At 76.7% G+C, this 19,560-nt stretch carries 19 protein-coding genes; 12 read left to right on the forward strand and 7 right to left on the reverse strand.

The features are described from left to right. The first annotated feature begins 17 nt into the window (after positions 1-17). The 5 genes from GOBS_RS10795 (at position 18) to GOBS_RS10815 (ending at position 4,535) form a co-directional block, all read left to right on the forward strand. Entirely contained in the window at positions 18-968 is a 951-nt protein-coding gene (locus tag GOBS_RS10795; protein WP_012948324.1) for a Gfo/Idh/MocA family protein, read from the forward strand. A gap of 52 nt (positions 969-1,020) precedes the next feature. Then, on the forward strand, positions 1,021-2,124 hold the full coding sequence (locus GOBS_RS10800) for a zinc-binding dehydrogenase (protein WP_012948325.1): 1,104 nt from the start codon (positions 1,021-1,023) through the stop codon (positions 2,122-2,124). Positions 2,125-2,128: 4 nt separating this feature from the next. Then, a complete protein-coding gene (locus GOBS_RS10805) occupies positions 2,129-3,340 on the forward strand; it encodes a glycosyltransferase (protein WP_012948326.1) in 1,212 nt (403 codons plus the stop codon). A 108-nt stretch (positions 3,341-3,448) separates the two neighbouring features. Then, positions 3,449-3,862: a hypothetical protein gene (locus tag GOBS_RS10810; protein WP_012948327.1), complete on the forward strand. Its 414-nt coding sequence runs from the start codon at positions 3,449-3,451 to the stop codon at positions 3,860-3,862. A 151-nt stretch (positions 3,863-4,013) separates the two neighbouring features. Next, complete coding sequence (locus tag GOBS_RS10815) at positions 4,014-4,535, forward strand: DinB family protein (protein ID WP_012948328.1); 522 nt, start codon at positions 4,014-4,016, stop codon at positions 4,533-4,535. A gap of 15 nt (positions 4,536-4,550) precedes the next feature. Here the strand turns inward: GOBS_RS10815 and GOBS_RS10820 are convergent, their stop codons facing one another. The 3 genes from GOBS_RS10820 to GOBS_RS10830 form a co-directional block, all read right to left on the reverse strand. Further along, positions 4,551-5,348 carry a competence protein CoiA family protein gene (locus GOBS_RS10820; protein WP_012948329.1) on the reverse strand — a complete coding sequence of 266 codons (798 nt, stop codon included), beginning with the start codon at positions 5,346-5,348 and terminating at the stop codon, positions 4,551-4,553. Between the two features lie 125 nt (positions 5,349-5,473). Then, positions 5,474-7,276: a glycosyltransferase gene (locus GOBS_RS10825; RefSeq protein ID WP_012948330.1), complete on the reverse strand. Its 1,803-nt coding sequence runs from the start codon at positions 7,274-7,276 to the stop codon at positions 5,474-5,476. Continuing rightward, positions 7,273-8,460 carry a glycosyltransferase gene (locus GOBS_RS10830; protein WP_012948331.1) on the reverse strand — a complete coding sequence of 396 codons (1,188 nt, stop codon included), beginning with the start codon at positions 8,458-8,460 and terminating at the stop codon, positions 7,273-7,275. Before GOBS_RS10830 ends, GOBS_RS10825 begins: the two co-directional genes overlap by 4 nt. Before the next feature lie 84 nt (positions 8,461-8,544). On the opposite strand from GOBS_RS10830, the gene GOBS_RS10835 reads away from it, so the two are divergent. Genes GOBS_RS10835 through GOBS_RS10850 form a run of 4 tightly spaced genes read left to right on the forward strand, consistent with a single transcriptional unit; the run spans position 8,545 to position 13,119 of the window. After that, on the forward strand, positions 8,545-9,633 hold the full coding sequence (locus GOBS_RS10835; protein WP_012948332.1) for a glycosyltransferase family 9 protein: 1,089 nt from the start codon (positions 8,545-8,547) through the stop codon (positions 9,631-9,633). 14 nt (positions 9,634-9,647) lie between these two features. Then, entirely contained in the window at positions 9,648-10,718 is a 1,071-nt protein-coding gene (locus tag GOBS_RS10840; RefSeq protein WP_243697699.1) for a glycosyltransferase, read from the forward strand. A 47-nt stretch (positions 10,719-10,765) separates the two neighbouring features. Beyond that, a complete protein-coding gene (locus GOBS_RS10845; protein WP_012948334.1) occupies positions 10,766-12,190 on the forward strand; it encodes an NADP-dependent succinic semialdehyde dehydrogenase in 1,425 nt (474 codons plus the stop codon). After that, positions 12,187-13,119 (forward strand): quinone oxidoreductase family protein, encoded by a 933-nt coding sequence (locus tag GOBS_RS10850; protein ID WP_012948335.1) that lies wholly within the window; start codon positions 12,187-12,189, stop codon positions 13,117-13,119. The genes GOBS_RS10845 and GOBS_RS10850 overlap by 4 nt, the downstream gene beginning before the upstream one ends. A gap of 106 nt (positions 13,120-13,225) precedes the next feature. Here the strand turns inward: GOBS_RS10850 and pdxY are convergent, their stop codons facing one another. Next, positions 13,226-14,077: a pyridoxal kinase PdxY gene (gene pdxY, locus GOBS_RS10855; RefSeq protein WP_012948336.1), complete on the reverse strand. Its 852-nt coding sequence runs from the start codon at positions 14,075-14,077 to the stop codon at positions 13,226-13,228. Between the two features lie 59 nt (positions 14,078-14,136). Here pdxY and GOBS_RS10860 point away from each other — a divergent pair, with 59 nt between their 5' ends. Then, positions 14,137-15,312, forward strand: coding sequence for a hypothetical protein (locus tag GOBS_RS10860; protein ID WP_012948337.1), 1,176 nt, complete (start codon positions 14,137-14,139; stop codon positions 15,310-15,312). A 107-nt stretch (positions 15,313-15,419) separates the two neighbouring features. Here GOBS_RS10860 and GOBS_RS10865 read toward each other — a convergent pair whose 3' ends face one another. The 3 genes from GOBS_RS10865 to GOBS_RS10870 form a co-directional block, all read right to left on the reverse strand. Beyond that, the gene (locus GOBS_RS10865) at positions 15,420-17,006 is read right to left on the reverse strand and encodes an HNH endonuclease signature motif containing protein (protein ID WP_166487353.1); all 1,587 of its coding nucleotides are present in this window, start codon (positions 17,004-17,006) and stop codon (positions 15,420-15,422) included. Positions 17,007-17,420: 414 nt separating this feature from the next. Then, a complete protein-coding gene (locus GOBS_RS27340) occupies positions 17,421-17,570 on the reverse strand; it encodes a hypothetical protein (protein ID WP_012948339.1) in 150 nt (49 codons plus the stop codon). Positions 17,571-17,665: 95 nt separating this feature from the next. Next, positions 17,666-18,259: a TVP38/TMEM64 family protein gene (locus tag GOBS_RS10870; RefSeq protein WP_166487354.1), complete on the reverse strand. Its 594-nt coding sequence runs from the start codon at positions 18,257-18,259 to the stop codon at positions 17,666-17,668. Positions 18,260-18,313: 54 nt separating this feature from the next. Between GOBS_RS10870 and GOBS_RS10875 the strand changes: the two genes are divergently transcribed. Together GOBS_RS10875 and GOBS_RS10880 are read left to right on the forward strand one after the other, a co-directional pair. After that, positions 18,314-18,943 (forward strand): LysE family translocator, encoded by a 630-nt coding sequence (locus GOBS_RS10875; protein WP_012948341.1) that lies wholly within the window; start codon positions 18,314-18,316, stop codon positions 18,941-18,943. Between the two features lie 15 nt (positions 18,944-18,958). Next, on the forward strand, positions 18,959-19,555 hold the full coding sequence (locus GOBS_RS10880) for a GNAT family N-acetyltransferase (RefSeq protein WP_012948342.1): 597 nt from the start codon (positions 18,959-18,961) through the stop codon (positions 19,553-19,555). The last annotated feature ends 5 nt before the right edge of the window (positions 19,556-19,560 follow it).

Below are 19,560 nucleotides of genomic sequence, written 5' to 3' on the forward strand. Positions count from 1 at the left end.
CCGGGCACGGGGTCGGCATGACGACGAGGATCGGCCTGGTCGGGGCCGGGTTCATCGCCGGCCGGCACCTGGATGCGCTCACCGCCATCGAGGGCGTGCGGGTCGCCGGGGTCGCCGACCCGCGGGCCGACCGGGCCGAAGTGCTCGCCGCCCGCGCGGGAGCCGCGGCCTACGCCCACTGGCAGGACCTGCTCGACGTCGAGCGGCTCGACGCGCTCTACGTCTGCGTGCCGCCGCACGCGCACGGGGAGGCCGAGAGTGCCGCCATCGAGCGCGGGCTGCCGCTGTTCGTGGAGAAGCCGCTGGCGACCGACCTGCCGACCGCCGAGGCGCTGGCCGACCGGATCGACGGCGCCGGCCTGCTCACGTCGGTCGGCTACCACTGGCGCTACCTCGACACCCTCGAGACCGCCCGCGAGCTGCTCGCCGAGGCGCCGGCACGCATGGTGCTGGGCGCGTGGCTGGACAAGGCGCCGCGCGTCGACTGGTGGGCCCGGCAGGACGGCTCGGGCGGGCAGACCGTCGAGCAGGCCACCCACCTCTTCGACGTCGCCCGGGTGCTGGTCGGCGAGGTGGAGGGCGGCTGGGCCACCGGCTCGCGCTCCGCGCAGGGCCCCGGCGACATCCTCGACGTGTGCACCGCCGCGCTGCGGTTCAGCTCCGGCGCGGTCGGGTCCTTCTCCAACAGCTGCCTGCTGCCGCGGGCCCAGCGGATCGGCGTCGAGCTGGTCGCACCCGGCCTGGGCCTGTGGCTCACCGAGCACCAGCTGGTGGTCACCGACGCCGACGGAGAGCGGACGGTGCACCGCGGGGTCGACCCCTTCGCCGCCGAGGACCGCGCGTTCGTCGCCGCCGTCCGCGGTGAGGGGGACGACGTCCGGACGTCCTACCGCGAGGCCCTGCGCACGCACCGGCTGGCGGTCGCCGTCGCGACCGCGGCCGCCGGCGGCGGGACGGTGCAGCTGTGAGCGGCTCCGTGACCGACCGGCTCCGCCGGACGGCAGCGAACCGGGAGGCATCGTGAGCCGGGTGGTCCGCAGCATCGGCGTCGTCGCGCCGGGGGAGCCGGCGATCCTGGACGTCGAGGAGCCCGACCCCGGCCCGGGGCAGGCGTGGGTGCGCACCGAGTGGAGCGGGGTGAGCGCCGGCACGGAGGTGGCGATCGTCCGCGGCACCGACCCGCACCACCTGCTGCACTGGGACCCCGACCTGCGCTCCTTCGACGACGCCGGCCCGCCCGCGGCCTATCCGGTCCGCGGGTTGGGCTACATGGAGGTCGGCCGGGTCACCGAGAGCCGCACCCCCGACCTCGCCGAGGGGCAGCTGGTGGCCATGGCCTACGGGCACCGCACCGGCGTCTGCGCCGACCCCTCGGCCAGGCCGGTGGTCCCGGTGCCCGACGACCTCGACCCGCTGCTCGGCGTCTACCTCGCGCAGATGGGGCCGATCTGCGTCAACGGGTTGCTGCACGCCGCGGCCGACGCCGCCGGGCCCGGCGCGGGCGTGGACGCCGGGGTGCGCGACCGGCACGTGCTGGTCACCGGCGCCGGCGTCATCGGGCTGCTGAGCGCGCTGCTCGCCGTCCGGCACGGCGCCGCCGACGTCGTCGTCGCCGAGCCCTCCGCCGAACGCCGGGCGGTCGCCGAGGCGCTGGGCCTGGCCACCCTGGCCGATGACGGGTCCGCGTGGCGCGCGGCCAAGGAGCGCTGGCACCACGGGCGGGGGGACGCCGGCGCCGACGTCGTCCTGCAGTGCCGGGGCCACGACGCCGCGCTCGCCACCGGGCTCAAGGCGCTGCGCCCGCAGGGCACCGTCGTCGACCTGGGCTTCTACCAGGCCGGCGCCGAGGCGGTGCGGCTCGGCGAGGAGTTCCACCACAACGGCCTGGCGGTGGTCTGCGCGCAGATCGGCCGGGTGCCGCGCGGCATGGCCGACGCCTGGTCGCGGACGGCGCTGGCGCGGGTCACGCTGGACCTGCTGCGCGAGCGGGGTCCGGAGATCCGCACCCACCTGGTCACCGACGTCCTGCCGTTCGAGGAGGGGCCGCGGCTGCTGGCCGACCTCGCCGGCCGCCGGCTGGCCGCCCCACCGCTGCAGGCGGTGCTTGCCTTCCCGGGCGCCTGAGCCGGTGCGGGTCCTGCTGGTCGGCAACCACTGGACCGAGGGTCCCGGCGGTGCGGAGACGATGCTGGTGCTCACCGCGGACCTGCTGCGCGCCGCCGGGCACGAGGTGGTGCCGTTCGCCGTCGCCGAGGAGCGGACGCTGCCGACGCCGGTGCGCGACCGGCTGCCGGTCGCGGCGGGCGCCGGCGCGCGCACCCGGTTCGGGGAGGCGTGGGCCGGCACCTGGTCGCCGCGGGCCCACCGGGCGCTCCTGCAGGTCGTCGACGAGGTGCGGCCGGACGTCGCGCACGTGCACCACGTCTTCGAGCGGCTGACCGTCTCGGTGCTCGACGCGCTGCAGCGCCGGGGCGTGCCGACGGTGATGACGCTGCACGACTACAAGCCGGTCTGCCCCAACTTCCGGCTGTTCACCGACGGTGCGCCGTGCACCCGCTGCCTGTCCGGCGGGTACTGGCAGGTGGTGCGGCACCGCTGCCTGGAGGGCTCGCGGTGGCGGTCGGTGGCGGCCGCGGCCGACGCCTACGCCTCCCGGGGCCGCGGCGTCTACGACCGGGTGGAGCACTTCCTCGCGCCGAGCGACTTCCTCCGCGACCGGGTGGTCGACGGCGGGCTGCCGGCCGACCGGGTGGAGGTGCTGCCCAACCCGGTGGTGGCCGCGCCCGGGCCCCGGCCGGCCCGGGCCGAGCCGCCGACGGTGCTGTACGCCTCCCGGCTCGTCGCGGAGAAGGGCGTGGACACCCTGCTGGACGCCGCCGCCCGGCTGCCGGCTGGCGTGCGGGTGCGGCTGGCCGGGTCCGGGCGACTGGAGCGGGCGGTGCGGTCCCGGGTCGCCGCGGAGCGGCTGCCGGTCGACGTCCTGGGCCCGCTGCCGCCGTCGGAGGTCGCCGCCGAGCTGCGGGCCGCGGCGGTCGCCGTCCTGCCGGCGCTGTGGTGGGAGAACTGCCCGATGGCCGTGCTGGAGGCCGCCGCGCAGGGGGTGCCGGTGGTCGCCACGGCGGTGGGCGGCATCCCCGAACTGGTGGACGACGGCTCGACCGGGTTGCTCGTGCCGCCGGGGGACGCCGGCGCGCTGGCCGGCGCGCTGACCCGGCTGCTCGACCGGCCCGACGAGGCCGAGCGGATGGGCCGGGCCGGGTGGGCTCGGGTACGCGCGCGGCACGACCCGGAGGGGCACGTCGCGGCGCTGCAGGAGGTCTATCGGCGTGTCGCGCGGTGAGTCGGCGCGGACGGCCTTGTCCCGGAACTGGTACGGCGGGATCCTGCCGTCATCGTCGCGGACGCCGGGTGGACCGGGCTGCCTCGGCGGTTCGGAGAGTGGGTCGTCATGAGGTGGGCGATCATCGCCGTGCTCGGCTTCGGGCTGGAGATCGCGCTGGTCATCGCGATGGCGCGGAGCAACACGGCGCGGTGGGAGCGGGACCACCGGGCCGCCCGGGCGGCCATCCGGGCGCGCGAGGAGGCGGGGCTGCGCGTGCGGGCGGCCGGGCTGGTGGCGCAGCGCGTCCCGCACCCGCACCTGTCGCACCTCCCGCACGTGCACCTGTCGCCGCGGGTCGTCGACCGGCTCGCGCACACCCGCGAGGTCCTGCACGTCCCGCGCCTGCACCTGCCGCGCCTCACCCGGCACCCGGCACGGCCGGACATCCCGGCTCCCGCGCCGGCGCCGGACGACGCGACCGTGGCCGACACGCCGTCCGAGGAGCAGCCCACGTCGTCCGAGGGGCAGCCCACGCCGTAGCGCCCGCCGTCGGGTCGCGGTGTGTGCACGCAGCGCTGTCCCGCCGCACTCGGACACGCGATGGGTGCCCACACCGCGAACGGCCTCGCCCCGCGCTCGGACGCCGTCGGACAGCTAGCGTCCCGGGCGTGCGCAGACGAGGAGGCGAGCGGTGACGCCCGAGGACGACCGCACCGAGGCCCCACTGGTCGGGGACGAGGTCCCGCTGCTGACCGGCTTCCTGGACTTCCAGCGGCAGACGCTGGCCTGGAAGTGCGCGGGGCTCTCGCCGCAGCAGCTGGCGACCCGCGCCGTCGCCACCTCCGACCTCACCCTGCTCGGCATGGTGCGCCACCTCGCAGCCGTCGAGACCGGCTGGCTGGTCGGCTTCGGTGGGCTGCCGTACGACGTGTGGCCGGACGTGATCCGGGACCGCGACGAGCAGTTCCGGGTCGACCCCGCGACCGTCACGCAGGAGGACGTCGACGCGGCCTGGGCGACCTGGCACGCCGTCACCGACGCGGTCGGCACGGTGGTCGACCAGCTCCCGCTCGACACCGCGGACCGGCCGTGGGGCCGCGACGACGAGTTCTCCCTGCGCTGGATCCTGCTCCACCTGGTCGAGGAGTACGCCCGGCACAACGGCCACGCCGACCTGCTGCGCGAGGCCCTCGACGGCGCCACCGGCGAGTAGCCGGGCAGCTGCCCGCTACGCGGGGAACGGGAGGAGGGGCGGCGCCTCGACCCGGGGGTGGTCCCGCGGCCCCGATGCCGCCCGCTCCGCACACCGGGCGGCACGGCGCGCCGCCTCCCGCCGGGCGGCCGCGCGCCGGACGTGCAGCGCCCGGGCCTCCGCGGCGCCGGGTGCCTCGAACCCGTCGGCGGTGAGGCGGCAGGCGCCGAGCCGCACCCAGCGCGTGCCGCCGTCGACGTCGCGGACGCCGACCAGCAGGCCCGTGTTGTGGCGGCGCACCGCGTAGGCGACGCCGCGCACGGCCAGCTCGGTGTCCGCTGCCGCCTCGGCCGCGGGCCCGTAGAGCCAGGTCACGTGCCGGACCCGCCTGCGGTACCGGTCGTCGCGCTCGCGCCAGGCGGTGTCCGGCAGAGGTGACAGCTGCACCTCCACCGCGGCGCCGACCTCGGCCACGAGGACGTGCAGGCCGCCGCTCCCGGGCGGACCCGGGACCTCCTCGAGCCGCGGCCGGAGCCCCTGCGCGGCGAGCCACGCCGCCACCGCACGCCGGTAGCGGAGGTGCTCGTACGCCGGCCCGGCGTCGGACCCGGGAAAGGAGCAGCGCACGTCACCCCAGTGGCGGAAGTGCGGCCGGGCACCCTCCCGGACCTCCAGGACGAGCCGGCCGCCGCACCCACCGGCCTCCCGGGAGCACCAGAAGCCGCTGCCGCGGTGCAGGCCGAGCGCCCGGACGGCGGCCCGGTCCTCGGGCAGCGTGACGGCAGCGGTCCCCGCCGGCCCGTCGGTCACCGCCCAGCGCAGCTCGATCGACACGCCGCGACGGTAAGCCGCGGGTCCGACAGGACCGAGCTCGACAGGGGCCTCCCTGCAGGGCTCGCCCGCTCCGTCCCGGGTCCCGCCCCCGAGCCTGCCAGGGGTGGGGAGAACGGGGTCCTTCCTCAGCGGGCGACCGACCGGAACAGGTCCACGACGCGATCGGCGTGCGCGTCGAAGGTGTGCTGCTCCCGCACCGCCAGCGCCGCCGCCGCACCCCGCCGCGAGGCCAGCTCACCGGCCAGGACGGCGGCCACGTCGTCGGCGTCCCGGTAGAACAGCCCGGTGCCGTCCCGGCGCAGCACCCGCTCCACCGACACCAGCGACCCCGGGTTCGCCTGCTGCAGCAGTGGCAGCCCGGCGGCCAGGTAGACCGGCAGCCGGGCGGGGGAGTTGAGGTCGTCCCAGGTCGCCCGCCGCAGGTCGCCGTCGTTGGCGCTGTCGAAGCGGTGCAGCCACCCGGCGTCGTACCGCGACAGCTCGCGCACCCAGGCCTCCGGCCCCACCGGCGGGTGCACGTGCACGAAGCCCGGCGCGGCGGCGAGCGCGGCGTCCAGCCAGCCGGTCCACGACCCCTTGGGACCCGGCGCGCGCACCTGCCCGTACAGGTGGGTGTGCACGCCGCGCGCGGCGAGCGCCAGCACCCAGTCGAGGTCGAGCCCGGACGGCCGGCCCGCGACGACGGTGTGCGGCTGGCCGTCGCGGTCGGAGAGCCGGGGCGAGCGCGGGGCGTCGAGCCAGTCGCGCGGGGGCAGGTCGCCGTCCAGCACACCGAGCCGGGCCGGGTCGACCCGGCCGGACAGTGCCAGGGCGAACCAGTCGCGCTCCTCCTCGGTGGCGAACAGCGACGCGTCGGCGCGGCACACCAGCTCGGCCAGCAGCGGCCACTCGCCGCGGACGGTGCTGCGCTGCGGCGCCTCCTTGAACGTCCACACGAACGGCAGCTGCGGGAACGCCGACTGGACCGCGTGCGCGAGGGGCACCGCTCGCCAGTTCAGCTGCGCCCACACGACGTCGGGCGCCAGCTCGGCCACCGCGGACCGCCAGCGGTCGCGGTCGAGGTCGGGGACGTGCCCGAACGGCAGCGGGCCCACGGTCGAGTCGCCCAGGCCGTTCGTGGTCCACAGCCCGGTGAGGGAGTGCCCGCGCCCGGCCAGCGTCAGCACCCGCTCCGGGTTGAGCGCCAGCTCGCCGACCACCAGCACCGACAGCCCGTCCGCCGCCGGCGGGTACGACCGCGACCGGAACCGCGCGTAGCGGGCGACCTCGTCGACCTCCCCGCCGTCCGAGGAGGCGAAGCGCAGCGGCTCGCGCACCCGGTAGCGGCTGCGGAAGACGTTGAGCCCGCCGTCCCGCGACTCCCGCAGCGCGGCCGATCGCTGGCCGGGGTGGCGGGTCCAGGAGCAGGTGGCCCGGCCGGTGTCCGCCGTCCGCCCGCGGGCCCGCAGTCGGTCCCACATCAGCCGGCCGAGGTCGTCGCTCTCCAGCTCGGGTCGCTCGGTCCACCGGTCGGTGGTGACCCGGTGCGCCACCTGCACCAGCTGCTCGTACGCGGTGCCCGAGGGCTCGGCGAGCCCGGACCGCGCCAGGACGACGTCCGGCTCGGCCAGGCGCCGCAGCAGCGCCGCGAGGTGGCCGGGCGACCAGCAGTCGTCGGCCGGCAGGTAGGCGACCAGCGGGGTGTCCAGCGCGTCGAGCCCGGAGTTCAGCGTCGCGCCGAGCCCGCGGTTGGCCGGCCGGCGCAGCAGCCGCAGCCGGGGGTCGCCCAGCCCGCGCACCACGTCGTCCACCGCGGCGGCGTCCGGCGAGCCGTCGTCGAGCACCAGCGCCGTCCAGTCGGCGAGGTCCTGGGCGAGCAGCCCCTCCAGCGCGCGGGGCAGGAACGCGGCCTGGTCGTACACGGGGACGAGCACGCCGACCGCCGTCACGCCACCGCCTCCAGCGCGTCCTCCTGCCGCACCCACGCGTAGACCGACGCCACCCGAGCGGCCAGCCGCGGCCACGCGTACTCGGCGGCCCGGGCCCGCGCCCCCGCCGCCAGCCGGGCGCGCAGCCCGGCGTCGGCGGCCAGCCGGTCCAGTGCGGCGGCCAGCGCGTCGACGTCCCCGGGCGGCACGAGCAGCCCGGTGACGCCGTGGTGCACCACCTCCGGGATGCCGCCGACGTCGCTGGCGACCACGGGCAGCCCCGAGGCCAGGGCCTCGGTCAGCACCGAGCCCATCTCCTCGTAGGCCGAGGGCAGCACCAGGACGTCGAGCGAGGCCAGCACGGCCGGGACGGCGGTGTGCTCGACGAACCCGGAGAGGTGCACACGCGGGTGGCCGGCCGCCAGCGCGTGCACCCGCTCGCGGTCCGGGCCGTCGCCGACCACCACCAGGGACGCCGGCTCGCGCATCCGGCCGAAGGCCTCGACCAGCCGGTCGGCGCGCTTCTGCGGGGCGAGCCGGCCGACGTAGCCGATCCGGGGGCGGCGGGCGGACGGGAACGCGTCGGGGGAGCTGCCGGCGAACAGGCGCGGGTCGAACCCCGACGGGATGGTGCTGACCCGCTCCGCCGGTACCCCGTCGGCGGCCAGCGCGGCCGCCGTCCGGTCGGTGAGGACGACGACGGCGTCGGCCCGGCGCAACGCGGAGCGCTCGACCGCCCCGCCGAGCGCCCGCAGCAGGCGGGTGCGCGGGCCCCGGCCGGTCAGCGTGTGCCCGACGCTGCAGTGCACGGTCACCACCAGCGGGCAGCGGTGCCGGCGCGCGGCGAGGCGGGCCAGCGGCAGGGTGGCGAGGTCCTCGCCCTGGTGGGCGTGCACGACGTCGACGGGCCGGGCGGGCCGCCGCAGGGCGACGCGCAGCGCGTCCAGTGCCCACAGCTGGCGCAGCCGTGGCACCGGCAGGCCGGTGCGGTGGACGACGGCGGAGCGGCCGAGCCGGGTGACGCCGCGCCGGCCGGCCAGCCGCGAGGTGACGACCGTCTGGGCGTGCCCCTGGGCGTCCAGGCAGCGGGTCAGCGTGGCGGTGTGGTTCTGCATGCCGCCGATCGGGTCGTACCGCGCGGACCGTCCGTCGACCCGCACGGGCTCGAACACGCTGCACAGCCGCAGCACGTGGACGGGGCGCACGGGACCTCCGGGTTGGACCGACTCCAGCGACATCGGCAGGACCCGCAGTAGAGCAGAGTTGCGGCGGCGTCGCCGCCGGGGAAGATGCCGCAGGTGACCGCCCTCCTCGCCGACCCGTCGGTGCGCCGGGTGGCCCTCGTGCGGCTGCGCGTGGGCTTGGGCGACCTGCTCTGCTCCCTGCCCGCGATGCGCCGGCTGCGCGCGGCCCGCCCGGACCTGGCGGTCGGCCTGGTCACCTGGCCCGAGACCGCCGCGGTGGTGGAGCGGATGGGGGACGCCGTCGACGAGCTGCTGCCCTTCCCCGGGGCGGACGACGTCCCCGACCGCCCGCCGGGCCGCGAGCCGGACCCGGCGACGTGGGCGGCGTTCACCGCGGCGGCGGCCGAGCGGCGCTTCGACCTGGCGCTGCAGGTGTACGGCGACCGGCCCGCCGCCAACCGGGTCACCGCCGCCCTGGGCGCCCGGCTGGTGGGCGGCTTCGCCCCGACCGGCTGGACGCCGCCGCCCGGCACGGAACACCTGCACCTGCGCTACCCGGTGCACCTGCACGAGGCCGAGCGGCACACCCGGCTGTTCGAGCACCTCGGCCTGCCGCCGGCCGGCCCGCCCGAGATGGCCTTCCCGTCCACGCCCGCCGACGAGGCCGAGCACGCGGCGACGCTGGACCGCGCGGGTCTGGTGCCCGGCGGCTACGCCGTCCTGCACCCAGGCGCCTCGTCCCCGACCCGCATGTGGCCGGCGGAGCGGTATGCCGCGGTGGGCGACGCGCTGGCCGCCGACGGGCTGGCCGTCGTCGTCACCGGCGGCCCGGGGGAGCGGGCGGTCGGGGCGGCGGTGGTCGCCGCGATGCGGGCCCCGGCGGTCGACCTGACCGGCGCGACCAGCCTCGGCGGGCTGGCCGCGCTGCTGCGCGACGCCGCGGTGCTGGTCGGCAACGACACCGGCTCGGCGCACCTGGCCGCCGCCGTCGGCGCCCGCAGCGTCACCGTCTTCCTGCCCGGCGACCCGGTCCGCTGGGCGCACCGAGGGCCGCGGCACCGCGCGCTGGTGGCCGACGTGCCCTGCGCGCCCTGCCCGCACCTGGTCTGCCCGATCGACTTCCGCTGCGCCGACTCGGTGCGGCCCTGGGACGTGCTCGCCGCGGCCCGCGAGCTGGTCGGTGTCGTCGGGTGAACCGGGTCTCGCTAGTGTGCGACTCCGAGAACTGGGGCGGTGCCGAGGTCTACCTCACCTCCCTGCTGCGCCGCGCCGGCGACCAGGGCTGGACGGCGTCGCTGGTCTGTGCCGAGCCGCTGGCCGGCCGCTTCACGCCGTTCGTGCCGCCCGGCCGGCTGGCCGTCGTCCCGCTGGCCCGGCACACCGGCGCGGCACCGGCGGTGTCGGCCGCGCTGGCCGCGCAGCGCCCGGACGTGGTGCTGGTCAACCTCGTCGACCCCGGCTCCAACGCCGCGGCGGTGGCGGCGGCCCTCGAGGTCGCGCCCACGGTCGGCGTCCTGCACCTGCCGGGCGACGCCGGCGCGGGGGAGTTCCGCGCGCGCCTGGCCGGGCTGTACGGCGCGATGGCCGCCGTCCTCACCCCGGCCGCCGGTGCGCGGGAGCAGCTGGTAGCCGACCTGGCGGTGCCGGCCGACCGGGTGCACGTCGTCCCGAACGGCGTCGACCTGCCCGCCGATCCGGCCGGACCGGCCGGGCGGGCGGTGCCGCGGGTCGGCGGGCTGGGCCGGCTGACCGCGCAGAAGGGCTTCGACGTGCTGATCGACGCCGTCCGGTCGCTGACCGACGCCGGCGTGCCGGTCGAGGTGGTGGTCGGCGGCGAGGGGCGCGACGGCGACCGGCTGCGCGCCGCGGCCGCGGGTCTGCCGATCACCTTCTGCGGCTTCGTCGACGACGTGCGCGGCTTCCTCGCCGGGCTCGACCTGTTCTGCCTGTCCTCCCGCCAGGAGGCGCTGCCCCTGGTGCTGCTGGAGGCCATGGCCGAGGGCCTGCCGTGCGTGGCCACCGACGTGGGGGACGTCGCGGTCGCCGTCGGCCGGGACGCCGTGGTCGTCCCGCCCGGGGACGCCGGAGCGCTCGCCGCCGCCCTCGCCGGCCTGCTCGCGGACCCGGCCGCGCGCGCGGAGCTGGGACGGCGGGCGCGGGCCCGGGCGACCGACGCCTTCGACGCCGATCTCATGGCCCGCCGGACGTCCGCCGTCCTCGCCCGGGCGGCGGGTGTGCCCGCGACCGGCACGGGGAACGCCCGGGGGCGAGAGAGTTGACGCGCGCGGGGCACCGGAGGCCCCGCACCCGAGAGAGGACGCCGCCCATGGCCATCGCCACGGTCAACCCCGCAACCGGCGAGACGCTCCAGACCTTCGAGCCGCTGTCCGACGAGGCCGTCGAGGAGCGGATCGCCCGGGCCGCTGCCGCCTTCGACAGTTACCGGCTGACCACCCCGCAGCAGCGGGCCGTCTGGCTGCGGGCCGCCGCCGACGTGCTGGACGCCGACGCCAAGAGCGTCGCGGAGCTGATGACCACCGAGATGGGCAAGACGCTGGCCTCGGCGCAGGCGGAGGTCGGCAAGTGCGCCAAGGCGCTGCGCTACTACGCCGAGCACGGCGAGCAGATGCTGCAGCCCCAGCCGGCCGACGCGCAGGCGGTCGGCGCGGTCGAGGCCTACGTCGTGCACCAGCCGCTGGGTGTGGTGCTGGCGGTCATGCCGTGGAACTTCCCGCTGTGGCAGGTGATGCGGTTCGCCGCCCCGGCGCTCATGGCCGGCAACGTCGGGCTGCTCAAGCACGCGTCCAACGTGCCGCAGACGGCGCTGTACCTGGAGGAGCTGTTCCGCAAGGCCGGCTTCCCCGACGACGTCTTCCAGACCCTGCTCATCGGGTCCGGTGCGGTCGAGCGGGTGCTCCGCGACGACCGGGTGGTGGCCGCGACGCTGACCGGCAGCAACGCGGCCGGTCAGGCGGTGGCCACGGTCGCCGGGGACGCGCTGAAGAAGACCGTGCTGGAGCTGGGCGGGTCGGACCCGTTCATCGTCATGCCCTCGGCCGACCTGGACCGGGCCGCGGAGGTCGCGGTCACCGCTCGCTGCCAGAACAACGGGCAGAGCTGCATCGCCGCGAAGCGCTTCTTCGTGCACGCCGACGTCGCCGAGGAGTTCACCCGGCTGTTCGCCGAGAAGATGGCCGCCCTGACCGTGGGCGACCCGATGGACGAGGGGACCAAGGTCGGCCCGCTGGCCACCGAGTCCGGCCGGGAGGACGTCGAGCGCTACATGGCCGACGCCGTCGAGAAGGGCGCCACCGTCGTCACCGGCGGGAAGCGGGTCGACCGGCCCGGCTGGTTCTACGAGCCGACCCTGGTGACCGAGGTGACCCCGGAGATGGGCATCTGGTCGGAGGAGGTGTTCGGCCCGGTCGCCGCACTGCACACCGTGGCCGACCTCGACGAGGCGATCCGGCTGGCCAACGAGCACGTCTACGGCCTGGGCTCCAACCTGTGGAGCGAGGACCAGGGGGAGCGGCTGCGGTTCATCCGCGACATCCAGTCGGGCATGGCGTTCGTCAACGGGATGACCACCAGCTACCCGGAGCTGCCCTTCGGCGGGGTCAAGCAGAGCGGCTACGGCCGGGAGCTGACCGAGGTGGGCATGTACGAGTTCTGCAACGCCAAGACCGTCTGGATCGGCCCGCCCAGCAGCCAGCAGGGCGAGGGGGACACCGCGGCGGCCGCGTCCGAGTGACCCGCGTCGTCCTGGCGACCGCCTACGGCGGTCCCGAGGTGCTCACCGTCGCCGACCGGCCGGTCGGCGACCCCGGCCCCGGGCAGGCGCGGGTCGAGGTCCGCGCCGCCGGGGTCAACCCGGCGGACTGGAAGAGCTACACCGGCGCGTTCGGCACCGACCCGGCCGCGCTGCCGCGGCGCCTCGGCTTCGAGGTGTCCGGGGTGGTCACCGCGGTCGGTCCGGACGTCGACCTCGCCGTCGGCGACGAGGTCATCGGGTTCCGGGTGTCCGGCGGGTACGCCGCGGAGCTCGTCGTCCCCGCGACGGCGCTGGTGCCCAAGCCCGCGTCGCTCGGGTGGGCGCAGGCCGCCGGCCTGATGCTCACCGGTGCCACCGCGGTGCACGCGCTCACCGCGACCCGTGTCGGCCGGGGCGACACCGTGCTGGTGCACGGCGCCGCGGGCGGGGTGGGGCTGATGGCCGTCCAGCTCGCGGCGCTGCGCGGTGCGCGGGTGATCGGCACGGTCGGTGGCGACGGCGCCGACCTGGTGCGCCGGTTCGGCGCCGAGCCGGTGCGCTACGGCGACGGGCTGGCCGGCTGGGTGCGCGAGCTCGCCCCGGGCGGGGTGGACGCGGCGCTGGACCTGGTCGGCAGCGACGAGGCCGTCGACGTCTCCCTGGAGCTGGTCGCCGACCGGCAGCGCATCGCCACCATCGCCGCCTTCGGCCGGGCCGCGGCCGACGGCATCAGGGCGCTCGGCGGCGGGCCGGGCGCCGACCCCGGCACGCAGCTGCGGGACGCCGCCCGGCCTGAGCTGGCCGAGGCGGCCGGCGCCGGCCGGCTGGAGGTCGTCGTCGCGGCGACCTTCCCGCTGGAGGACGTCGCCGAGGCGCACCGGCAGGGGATGGCCGGCCACACCCACGGCAAGCTGGTGCTCGTCCCCTAGGTGGCCCCGTCCAGGGGCTTGCCGCAGGCCTCGTCCCGGGTCCCACCCTGAGCCTGCGAAGGGTGGGGAGGACCCCGTCCTCCCACGGTGAGGAGGACGGGGTCCTTCAGACCTCCTCGACCGGGAAGGTGTGGCTCGGCGTCACGAACTCGTCCTGCGCGGCGACCAGCAGAATCTCCCGCGAGCGGGCCTTCTCGGTGGCCTCGAGGAGGCCGTGCACCGAGGCCGCGGCCGCGCCGAGCGCGGCCCCGGCGTCCCGGCTCGACAGCCAGTGGGCCAGGAAGAGCGCGGCGATGGCGTCGCCGGCGCCGTTGACCGAGACGTCCAGCCGCGGGGTGCGCACCCGGAAGTGCCGGCCGCCCTCGGAGGCGAGCAGGTCGACGGCGTCCCCCGGGGTGTCGTCGGTGACCAGCGAGGTGGTCAGCACGACCCGCGGGCCGAACGCCTGGACCGCGTCGACGGCGTCCCGCACCTCGTCGAGGGTCTTCGTCGCCGTCCCGGCGAGGAAGTCGAGCTCGAAGTGGTTGGGCGTGACCAGGTCGGCGGCGGGGACGGCGACCTCGCGCATGAACTCCGGGATGCCCGGGCGGACGAAGACGCCGCGGCCGACGTCGCCGATGACCGGGTCGCAGCAGTAGACCGCCGCCGGGTTGACCGAGCGCACCCGCTGCACGGTCTGGACGACGGCGTGGCCGATGTCGGCCGAGCCGAGGTAGCCGGAGAGGACGGCGTCGCAGCTGCCCAGCACGCCGCGCTCGGCGATGCCGTCGACGACCTCCTCGATCGCCTGGCCGTCGAAGACCCGGCCCTTCCACTCGCCGTAGCCCGTGTGGTTGGAGAACTGCACGGTGTGCACCGGCCACACCTCGATGCCCAGGCGCTGCAGCGGGAAGACGGCGGAGGAGTTGCCGACGTGGCCGTAGGCGACGTGCGACTGGATCGAGAGGACGGCGACCATGGGGGAACGGTCGCACAGCGGGTCGGCGGGCCCCACCGCGAGGACGGCAGGATGGCGGCATGGCCCTGCCCCCTCCGATCTCAACTGGCATCGTCGGCGTCGCCGGCCGCGTGGCCGAGCCGGTCGACGTCCGCACCGCCGACCTGCGGCTGGGTGGGCGACCAGTGCCGGTGACCAGCCCCGCGCGCGTGTACGTCTGCGGCATCACGCCCTACGACGTGACCCACCTCGGGCACGCGGCGACGTTCGTGTGGGCCGACGTCCTCGGGTCGGTGCTGCGGCTGGCCGGTGCCGACGTGGTCACCAGCCGGAACGTGACCGACGTCGACGACGTGCTGACCCGGGCCGCCGACGCCCGCGGCCGGCACTTCGACGAGTTCGCGCTGGGCCAGGAGTTCGCCTTCGAGCAGGACCTGCGCGCCCTCGGCGTCCGGCCGCCGACGCACGTGCCCCGCGCCCGCCACCACGTGACGCACGTGCAGCAGCTGGCGGCGGCGCTGCTGCAGGCCGGCCGGGCGTACGAGCGCGAGGGGCACGTGTTCTTCCGCGGCGCCGGGGTGGTGGGCGCCTCCGGGCTGGACGCCGGGCGGGCGCGCGAGCTGGCCGCGGAGTTCGGTGACGACCCGGACGACCCGCTGCGCGAGGACCCCTTCGACGTGCCGGTGTGGCGGCCCTCCGGCGAGCGGGACCCCGCGTGGCCGTCGCCGTGGGGCTGGGGGCGGCCGGGCTGGCACGCGGAGTGCGCGGCGATGGCGACCGCGACGCTGGGCCGAGGGGTGGACGTCCTGGTGGGTGGCGCCGACCTGGCCTTCCCGCACCACGCGCACCAGGCAGCGATGGCGGAGGCGGCGTCCGGGGTGGCGCCGTTCGCGCGCAGCCGGGTGCACGTCGGGGCGGTGTCCCAGGACGGCGCCAAGATGGCGAAGTCGACCGGCAACCTGACGCTCGTGTCCGACCTGCTGCGGGGAACCACCGGGCCGGTGCTGCGACTGCTCGTGCTCGACCGGCCGTGGTCGCAGCCGTGGGAGTACCGGCCGGAGCTGCTCGAGACGGCGTCCGCGCGGCTGGACGAGCTGTTCGCCGCCGCCGGTCGTCCCGGCTCGTCGCCGGCGGCCAGCCGCGCGGTGGTCGACCGGCTGCTCGACGACCTCGACGTCTCCGCCGCCCTCGACGTCGCCCTCACCGACGGCGGAGACGCCGCTCGGCAGCTGGTTCGGGTGCTCGCGCTCGGCTGACGCCACCCGCCTGCCTCCGCGGGCGCCTGCCGTGTCGATCGGACCCGCCCGATCCGCCGACCCGCGCGGCGGGCGTGGATCAGCACCGCGGGCGGTCGTCGGCTCGGTCAGAACGGTGGTGGGTCGTCGGCGGGGTCGGGTGCCGCTGGCGGCTGGTCCGGTGGCCGGGTGAGCACTCGGGGGCCGGTGAGGTGCAGGCCAGGTGGTCGGCTGGTGCGGGTCACGCCGGCGGGTGTGGTGACGGTGAGGATGCCGTCGGCGGTCATGGCGTAGGTCCAGCCCGGGGCGAAGGTCTTGAGCCGGTGGTGCCGGCGGCACAGGCAGCACAGGTTGGCGCAGTCGGTCTCTCCGCCCTGGGCGTAGGGGATGACGTGGTCGGCGTCGGCCCACCCGGCGCGGTTGCTGCAGCCCGGGTGCCGACAGGTGCGGTCGCGGGTGGTGAGGAAGCGGCCTTGCGCGGCGGTGGGTGCGTAGGCGTCGGTGGCCTCGGGGCGGTCGATGACCGCGCAGTCACAGGCGCCGTCGCGGTGGACAGGGCAACCCCGGCTGGCAGCCTGCCGCAGTTCGCGCAGGGTCGCGACCGCCCGCAGCGCCCCGCGGTCGTCGGCGAAGGAGAAGCTGATCGACCCACCCGGCGGGGCCTGCAGGCCGATCGCGTCAAACTGGGCGAGCAGGTTGCGGACGTGCGCGGCGGTGATCGGTACCCCCGCCACCGCGCCGGTGGGTCCGGCCACCGACCCCGGCCGGGTGTAGGCCGGCGGCAGCGGGGAGCCCTGCGCCAGGAACCCGCCGGGGGTGAGCGCACGCAGCGGCACCTGCACCTCGACGTGGGCGGCCACCGGCTCGGGCACCAGCCAGGGCCGCTGGATCAGGTCGGCGAGCACCCCGACCCGCAGCATCCCGATCGGACGGTCGTCGCCGGCCTTCTTCGCCCTCCAGGCCAGCTCGTCGATCGTCGCCTGACACGCCGCGGCCAGCTCGTCGGGCATGCCGGCGATCAGCTCGCTGACGCCGCCGCCCACCGGCCGGCGGCGCACGGTCACCGCCCGTTGGGCATCCTCGCGCGCCCGGTCGGAGGCCGCGGCGTCCCGGGCGGCCAGCTCCTGGCGCAGCCGGTCCTTGAGCCGGCGGACGGACAGCGACGGCGCCTCGGGCAGCACCGCGGCCTCGACCGCGGCGATCACCTGCGGGTGAGTGCCGCCCACCTTCTCGCCCAGCTCCTCGGCCATGGTCCGGGCGCGGGGCCAGTCCAGTCGGCTCTGCGCCAGCTCCTCCAGCGTGGCCCGCAGCGAGCCGGTGAGCGTGAGCGCGTGCTCGGTCAGCGTGGTCGCCGACGCCCGGGCGCAGTTCAGCGTCAACGCCAGCTCGTCGGCGAAGAACTCCGACACACCGTCCGGCGTCGAGTCATCTCCGGCGGCGGCGCCCGGTTGCCCGGGCCGGCGATCGAGCTGAGCCGGGCGGTCGGCAGCGAACGACGCGATCAGCTCCAGCTTGTAGGCGGCGAGTCCGGATTCCAGCTGCTGCACCCGTTGCAGCTCCGCGACCTTCTCCTCCGCCGTCCGCGCGTACACCGGCAGCACCTCGGCCAGCGCCGGTGGGGAGTTGGCCGGTGGGCCGAACCCAGGGGGCGGCGGCGTCCGGTCGGCCACCGTCAGGCCGACCCCGAAACCCCCGCCGAGGGAACACGCCCTCACGCTAGGCCGGGGGTACGACACTTTCCGGCTCTGACCAGCGATTACGTCCCACCGATCGCTGCTAGGGAGTCGCCGTCCGCGACACGCGCAGACGCGCCAGGTCGTGCGACGTCAGGTGGCGCGAGCCCACGGTGGTCGTACCGGCCGTGTCACCGCGACCCGACCTCGATCATGGGGTTGTTGCCGGTGACACGCGCAGACGCGCCGCACCGAGCGGCGACAACCCCATGATCAACGACCGAGGGGGGGCGCAGCCGCCTGCCAGGAGCCGCGAGGAGCCGCGAGCCGAGCGGGTCGACGGAGGAGTCGGTGAGACGAGCGTCGATGGCCCGAGCGGGTGACCGCGGGTGCGGACGGATCGAGCCGTTCCGTCGCCGAGCCGAGCACCAAGGGTCGGTCGGGACGACGAAGGGGTCAGGCGGCGCGCAGCGTCGACGGTGCGGTCGCGGGCTGCGCCGTCGGCTGGACCTGTGTCGGCATGCTCCAGCGCATCTCCATGTGCCGGTGCCCGGCGCTGTCCACGACGGGGACCCAACGCACCTGCGGACACGGGTTGATACGCATGGCAGCCACCTCTCGTTCACCTGTTGTTCACCATTGTGACAGCAGGCACTCCCCGCGTGCACGCGACGCGACGCAGGGAACCCGAAAGAGTGGGCTCAGAGCCAGCCGACCACCGAGGCGCCGATGCCGACGTGCAGCACCGCGCCCGGCACCACGCCGACGGCGGTCCCCAGCGTCGCGGGCAGCCAGCGGATGCTCGACAGGCCGGCGGCGTAGCTGACGATCCAGAACGGCACCGGGCTGATCCGCGCGAGGACGACGGCGAGGAAGCCGCGGTCCCGGAACAGCCGGTCGGCGCGCGCCACCCGCGAGCCGGTGAGCCGGGCGACGGCGTCGCGGCCCAGGTGGCGGCCGAGGGCGAACCCGCCCATCCCGCCCAGCCAGCCGGCGAGCACGGCCACCGCGAGCCCTGCAGGGAACCCGGCGGCGGCGCCGAGCAGCAGCGACAGCGCCGTCCGGGGGACCGGTGCCATCAGCGCGCCGGACACGGCCAGGACGACGGCGGCCCAGCCGAGCGGCCCCGCGTCGTCCAGCCAGCCCTGCAGCGCCGGGACGCCGGGCCGCTCGACCGTCAGCGCCACGACCGTCGCGCCCGCGAGCAGCACCCCGAGGACGGCGAGCCGCAGCCACGGCCGGCTGGTCGGCGGACTCTCCGGCTCCGGTCGAGGGGAGCCGGACCCGAGGCGCACGACGTCCACGCTACGGCGGGCCGCCGACCCGACCCGCACGGCTAGCGTGGCTCGGTGACCTGGGCGACCTACGGCTCCTTCCTCGTCTTCACCGTCGCGCTGGTGCTCGTCCCCGGCCCGGACGTCGCGGTCACCACCCGCAACACCCTCGCGGGCGGGCGGACCCGGGGCGCGTGGACGGCGGTCGGCATCACCAGCTCCAACGCCGTGCAGGGCCTCGCGGCCGCGGCGGGGCTGGGCGCGCTCGTCGTCCGCTCGCAGCCGCTGTTCGAGGTGATCCGCTGGGCCGGTGTCGGTTACCTGGCGTACCTCGGCGTGCAGGCGCTGCGCTCGGCGGTCGCCGACCGCTACCCGGCCGACGAGCTCACCGCCGGCACCGGGACGGCGCAGCGGCTGGCCGGGTGGCGCCAGGGGTTCCTCTCCAACATCACCAACCCGAAGGTGCTGGTCTTCTACCTCGCGGTGCTCCCGCAGTTCCTGACCCCGGACTCCGGCGTCCCGACGCTGGTGCTGCTCGCCCTGACCCACGCGGTGCTGGGGCTGCTGTACCTGCTGCTGCTCGTCGCCGGGATGCACCGTGCCCGCGCGGTGCTCGGCCGCCGCCGGGTGCGGCGGGCGCTCGACGCGGTCACCGGAACGGTCCTGCTGGGCTTCGGCGTCCGCCTGGCGACCGAGCGCGGCTGACCGGGGGAGGCCCGGTTGGATGACCGGGTGGGCACCGACTGGCTGGTCAGGGACGCGACAGGGGACGACGCCGCGGCGTGCGCCCGCATCTACGAGCCCTACGTCCGCGACACCGTCGTCTCCTTCGAGCTCGAGCCGCCGACGGCCGCGGAGGTGGCCGGCCGTATCGCGGCCGCCCTCGCCCGGCACGCCTGGCTGGTGCTGGAGGACGACGGCCGGGTGGTGGGGTACGCCTACGGCTCGACCTTCAACGCCCGCGCCGCCTACGACTGGACGACGTCGGTCAGCGTCTACACCGAGCCCGGTCGTCGCCGTACCGGCGCCGGTCGTGCCCTCTACACCGCGCTGCTCGACCGGCTGGCCGCCCGCGGCTACCGGACCGCGCTCGCCGGCATCGCGCTGCCGAACGACGCCAGCGTCGGCCTGCACACGGCGATGGGCTTCGAGCTCGTGGGCACCTACCGCCGGGTGGGTTGGAAACTCGGCCGCTGGAACGACGTGGCCAGGTACCAGCGCCCGCTCGGCGAGCCGACGGACGACGCGCCGCCCGAGCGCCCCGGAGGCACCGTGGACACGGCCGTCGGCGAGGGAGATACTAGGACGTCCAACTAATCCGG

The organism is Geodermatophilus obscurus DSM 43160 (assembly GCF_000025345.1).
Classification (GTDB): domain Bacteria; phylum Actinomycetota; class Actinomycetes; order Mycobacteriales; family Geodermatophilaceae; genus Geodermatophilus; species Geodermatophilus obscurus.

Coding starts and splice junctions, on each gene's coding strand:
- GOBS_RS10860 (WP_012948337.1), top strand. CDS start 14,137: ATGGCCCTGCCCCCTCCGATCTCAACTGGCATCGTCGGCGTCGCCGGC.
- GOBS_RS27340 (WP_012948339.1), bottom strand. CDS start 17,570: ATGCGTATCAACCCGTGTCCGCAGGTGCGTTGGGTCCCCGTCGTGGAC.
- pdxY (WP_012948336.1), bottom strand. CDS start 14,077: ATGGTCGCCGTCCTCTCGATCCAGTCGCACGTCGCCTACGGCCACGTC.
- GOBS_RS10795 (WP_012948324.1), top strand. CDS start 18: ATGACGACGAGGATCGGCCTGGTCGGGGCCGGGTTCATCGCCGGCCGG.
- GOBS_RS10845 (WP_012948334.1), top strand. CDS start 10,766: ATGGCCATCGCCACGGTCAACCCCGCAACCGGCGAGACGCTCCAGACC.
- GOBS_RS10835 (WP_012948332.1), top strand. CDS start 8,545: ATGCCGCAGGTGACCGCCCTCCTCGCCGACCCGTCGGTGCGCCGGGTG.
- GOBS_RS10810 (WP_012948327.1), top strand. CDS start 3,449: ATGAGGTGGGCGATCATCGCCGTGCTCGGCTTCGGGCTGGAGATCGCG.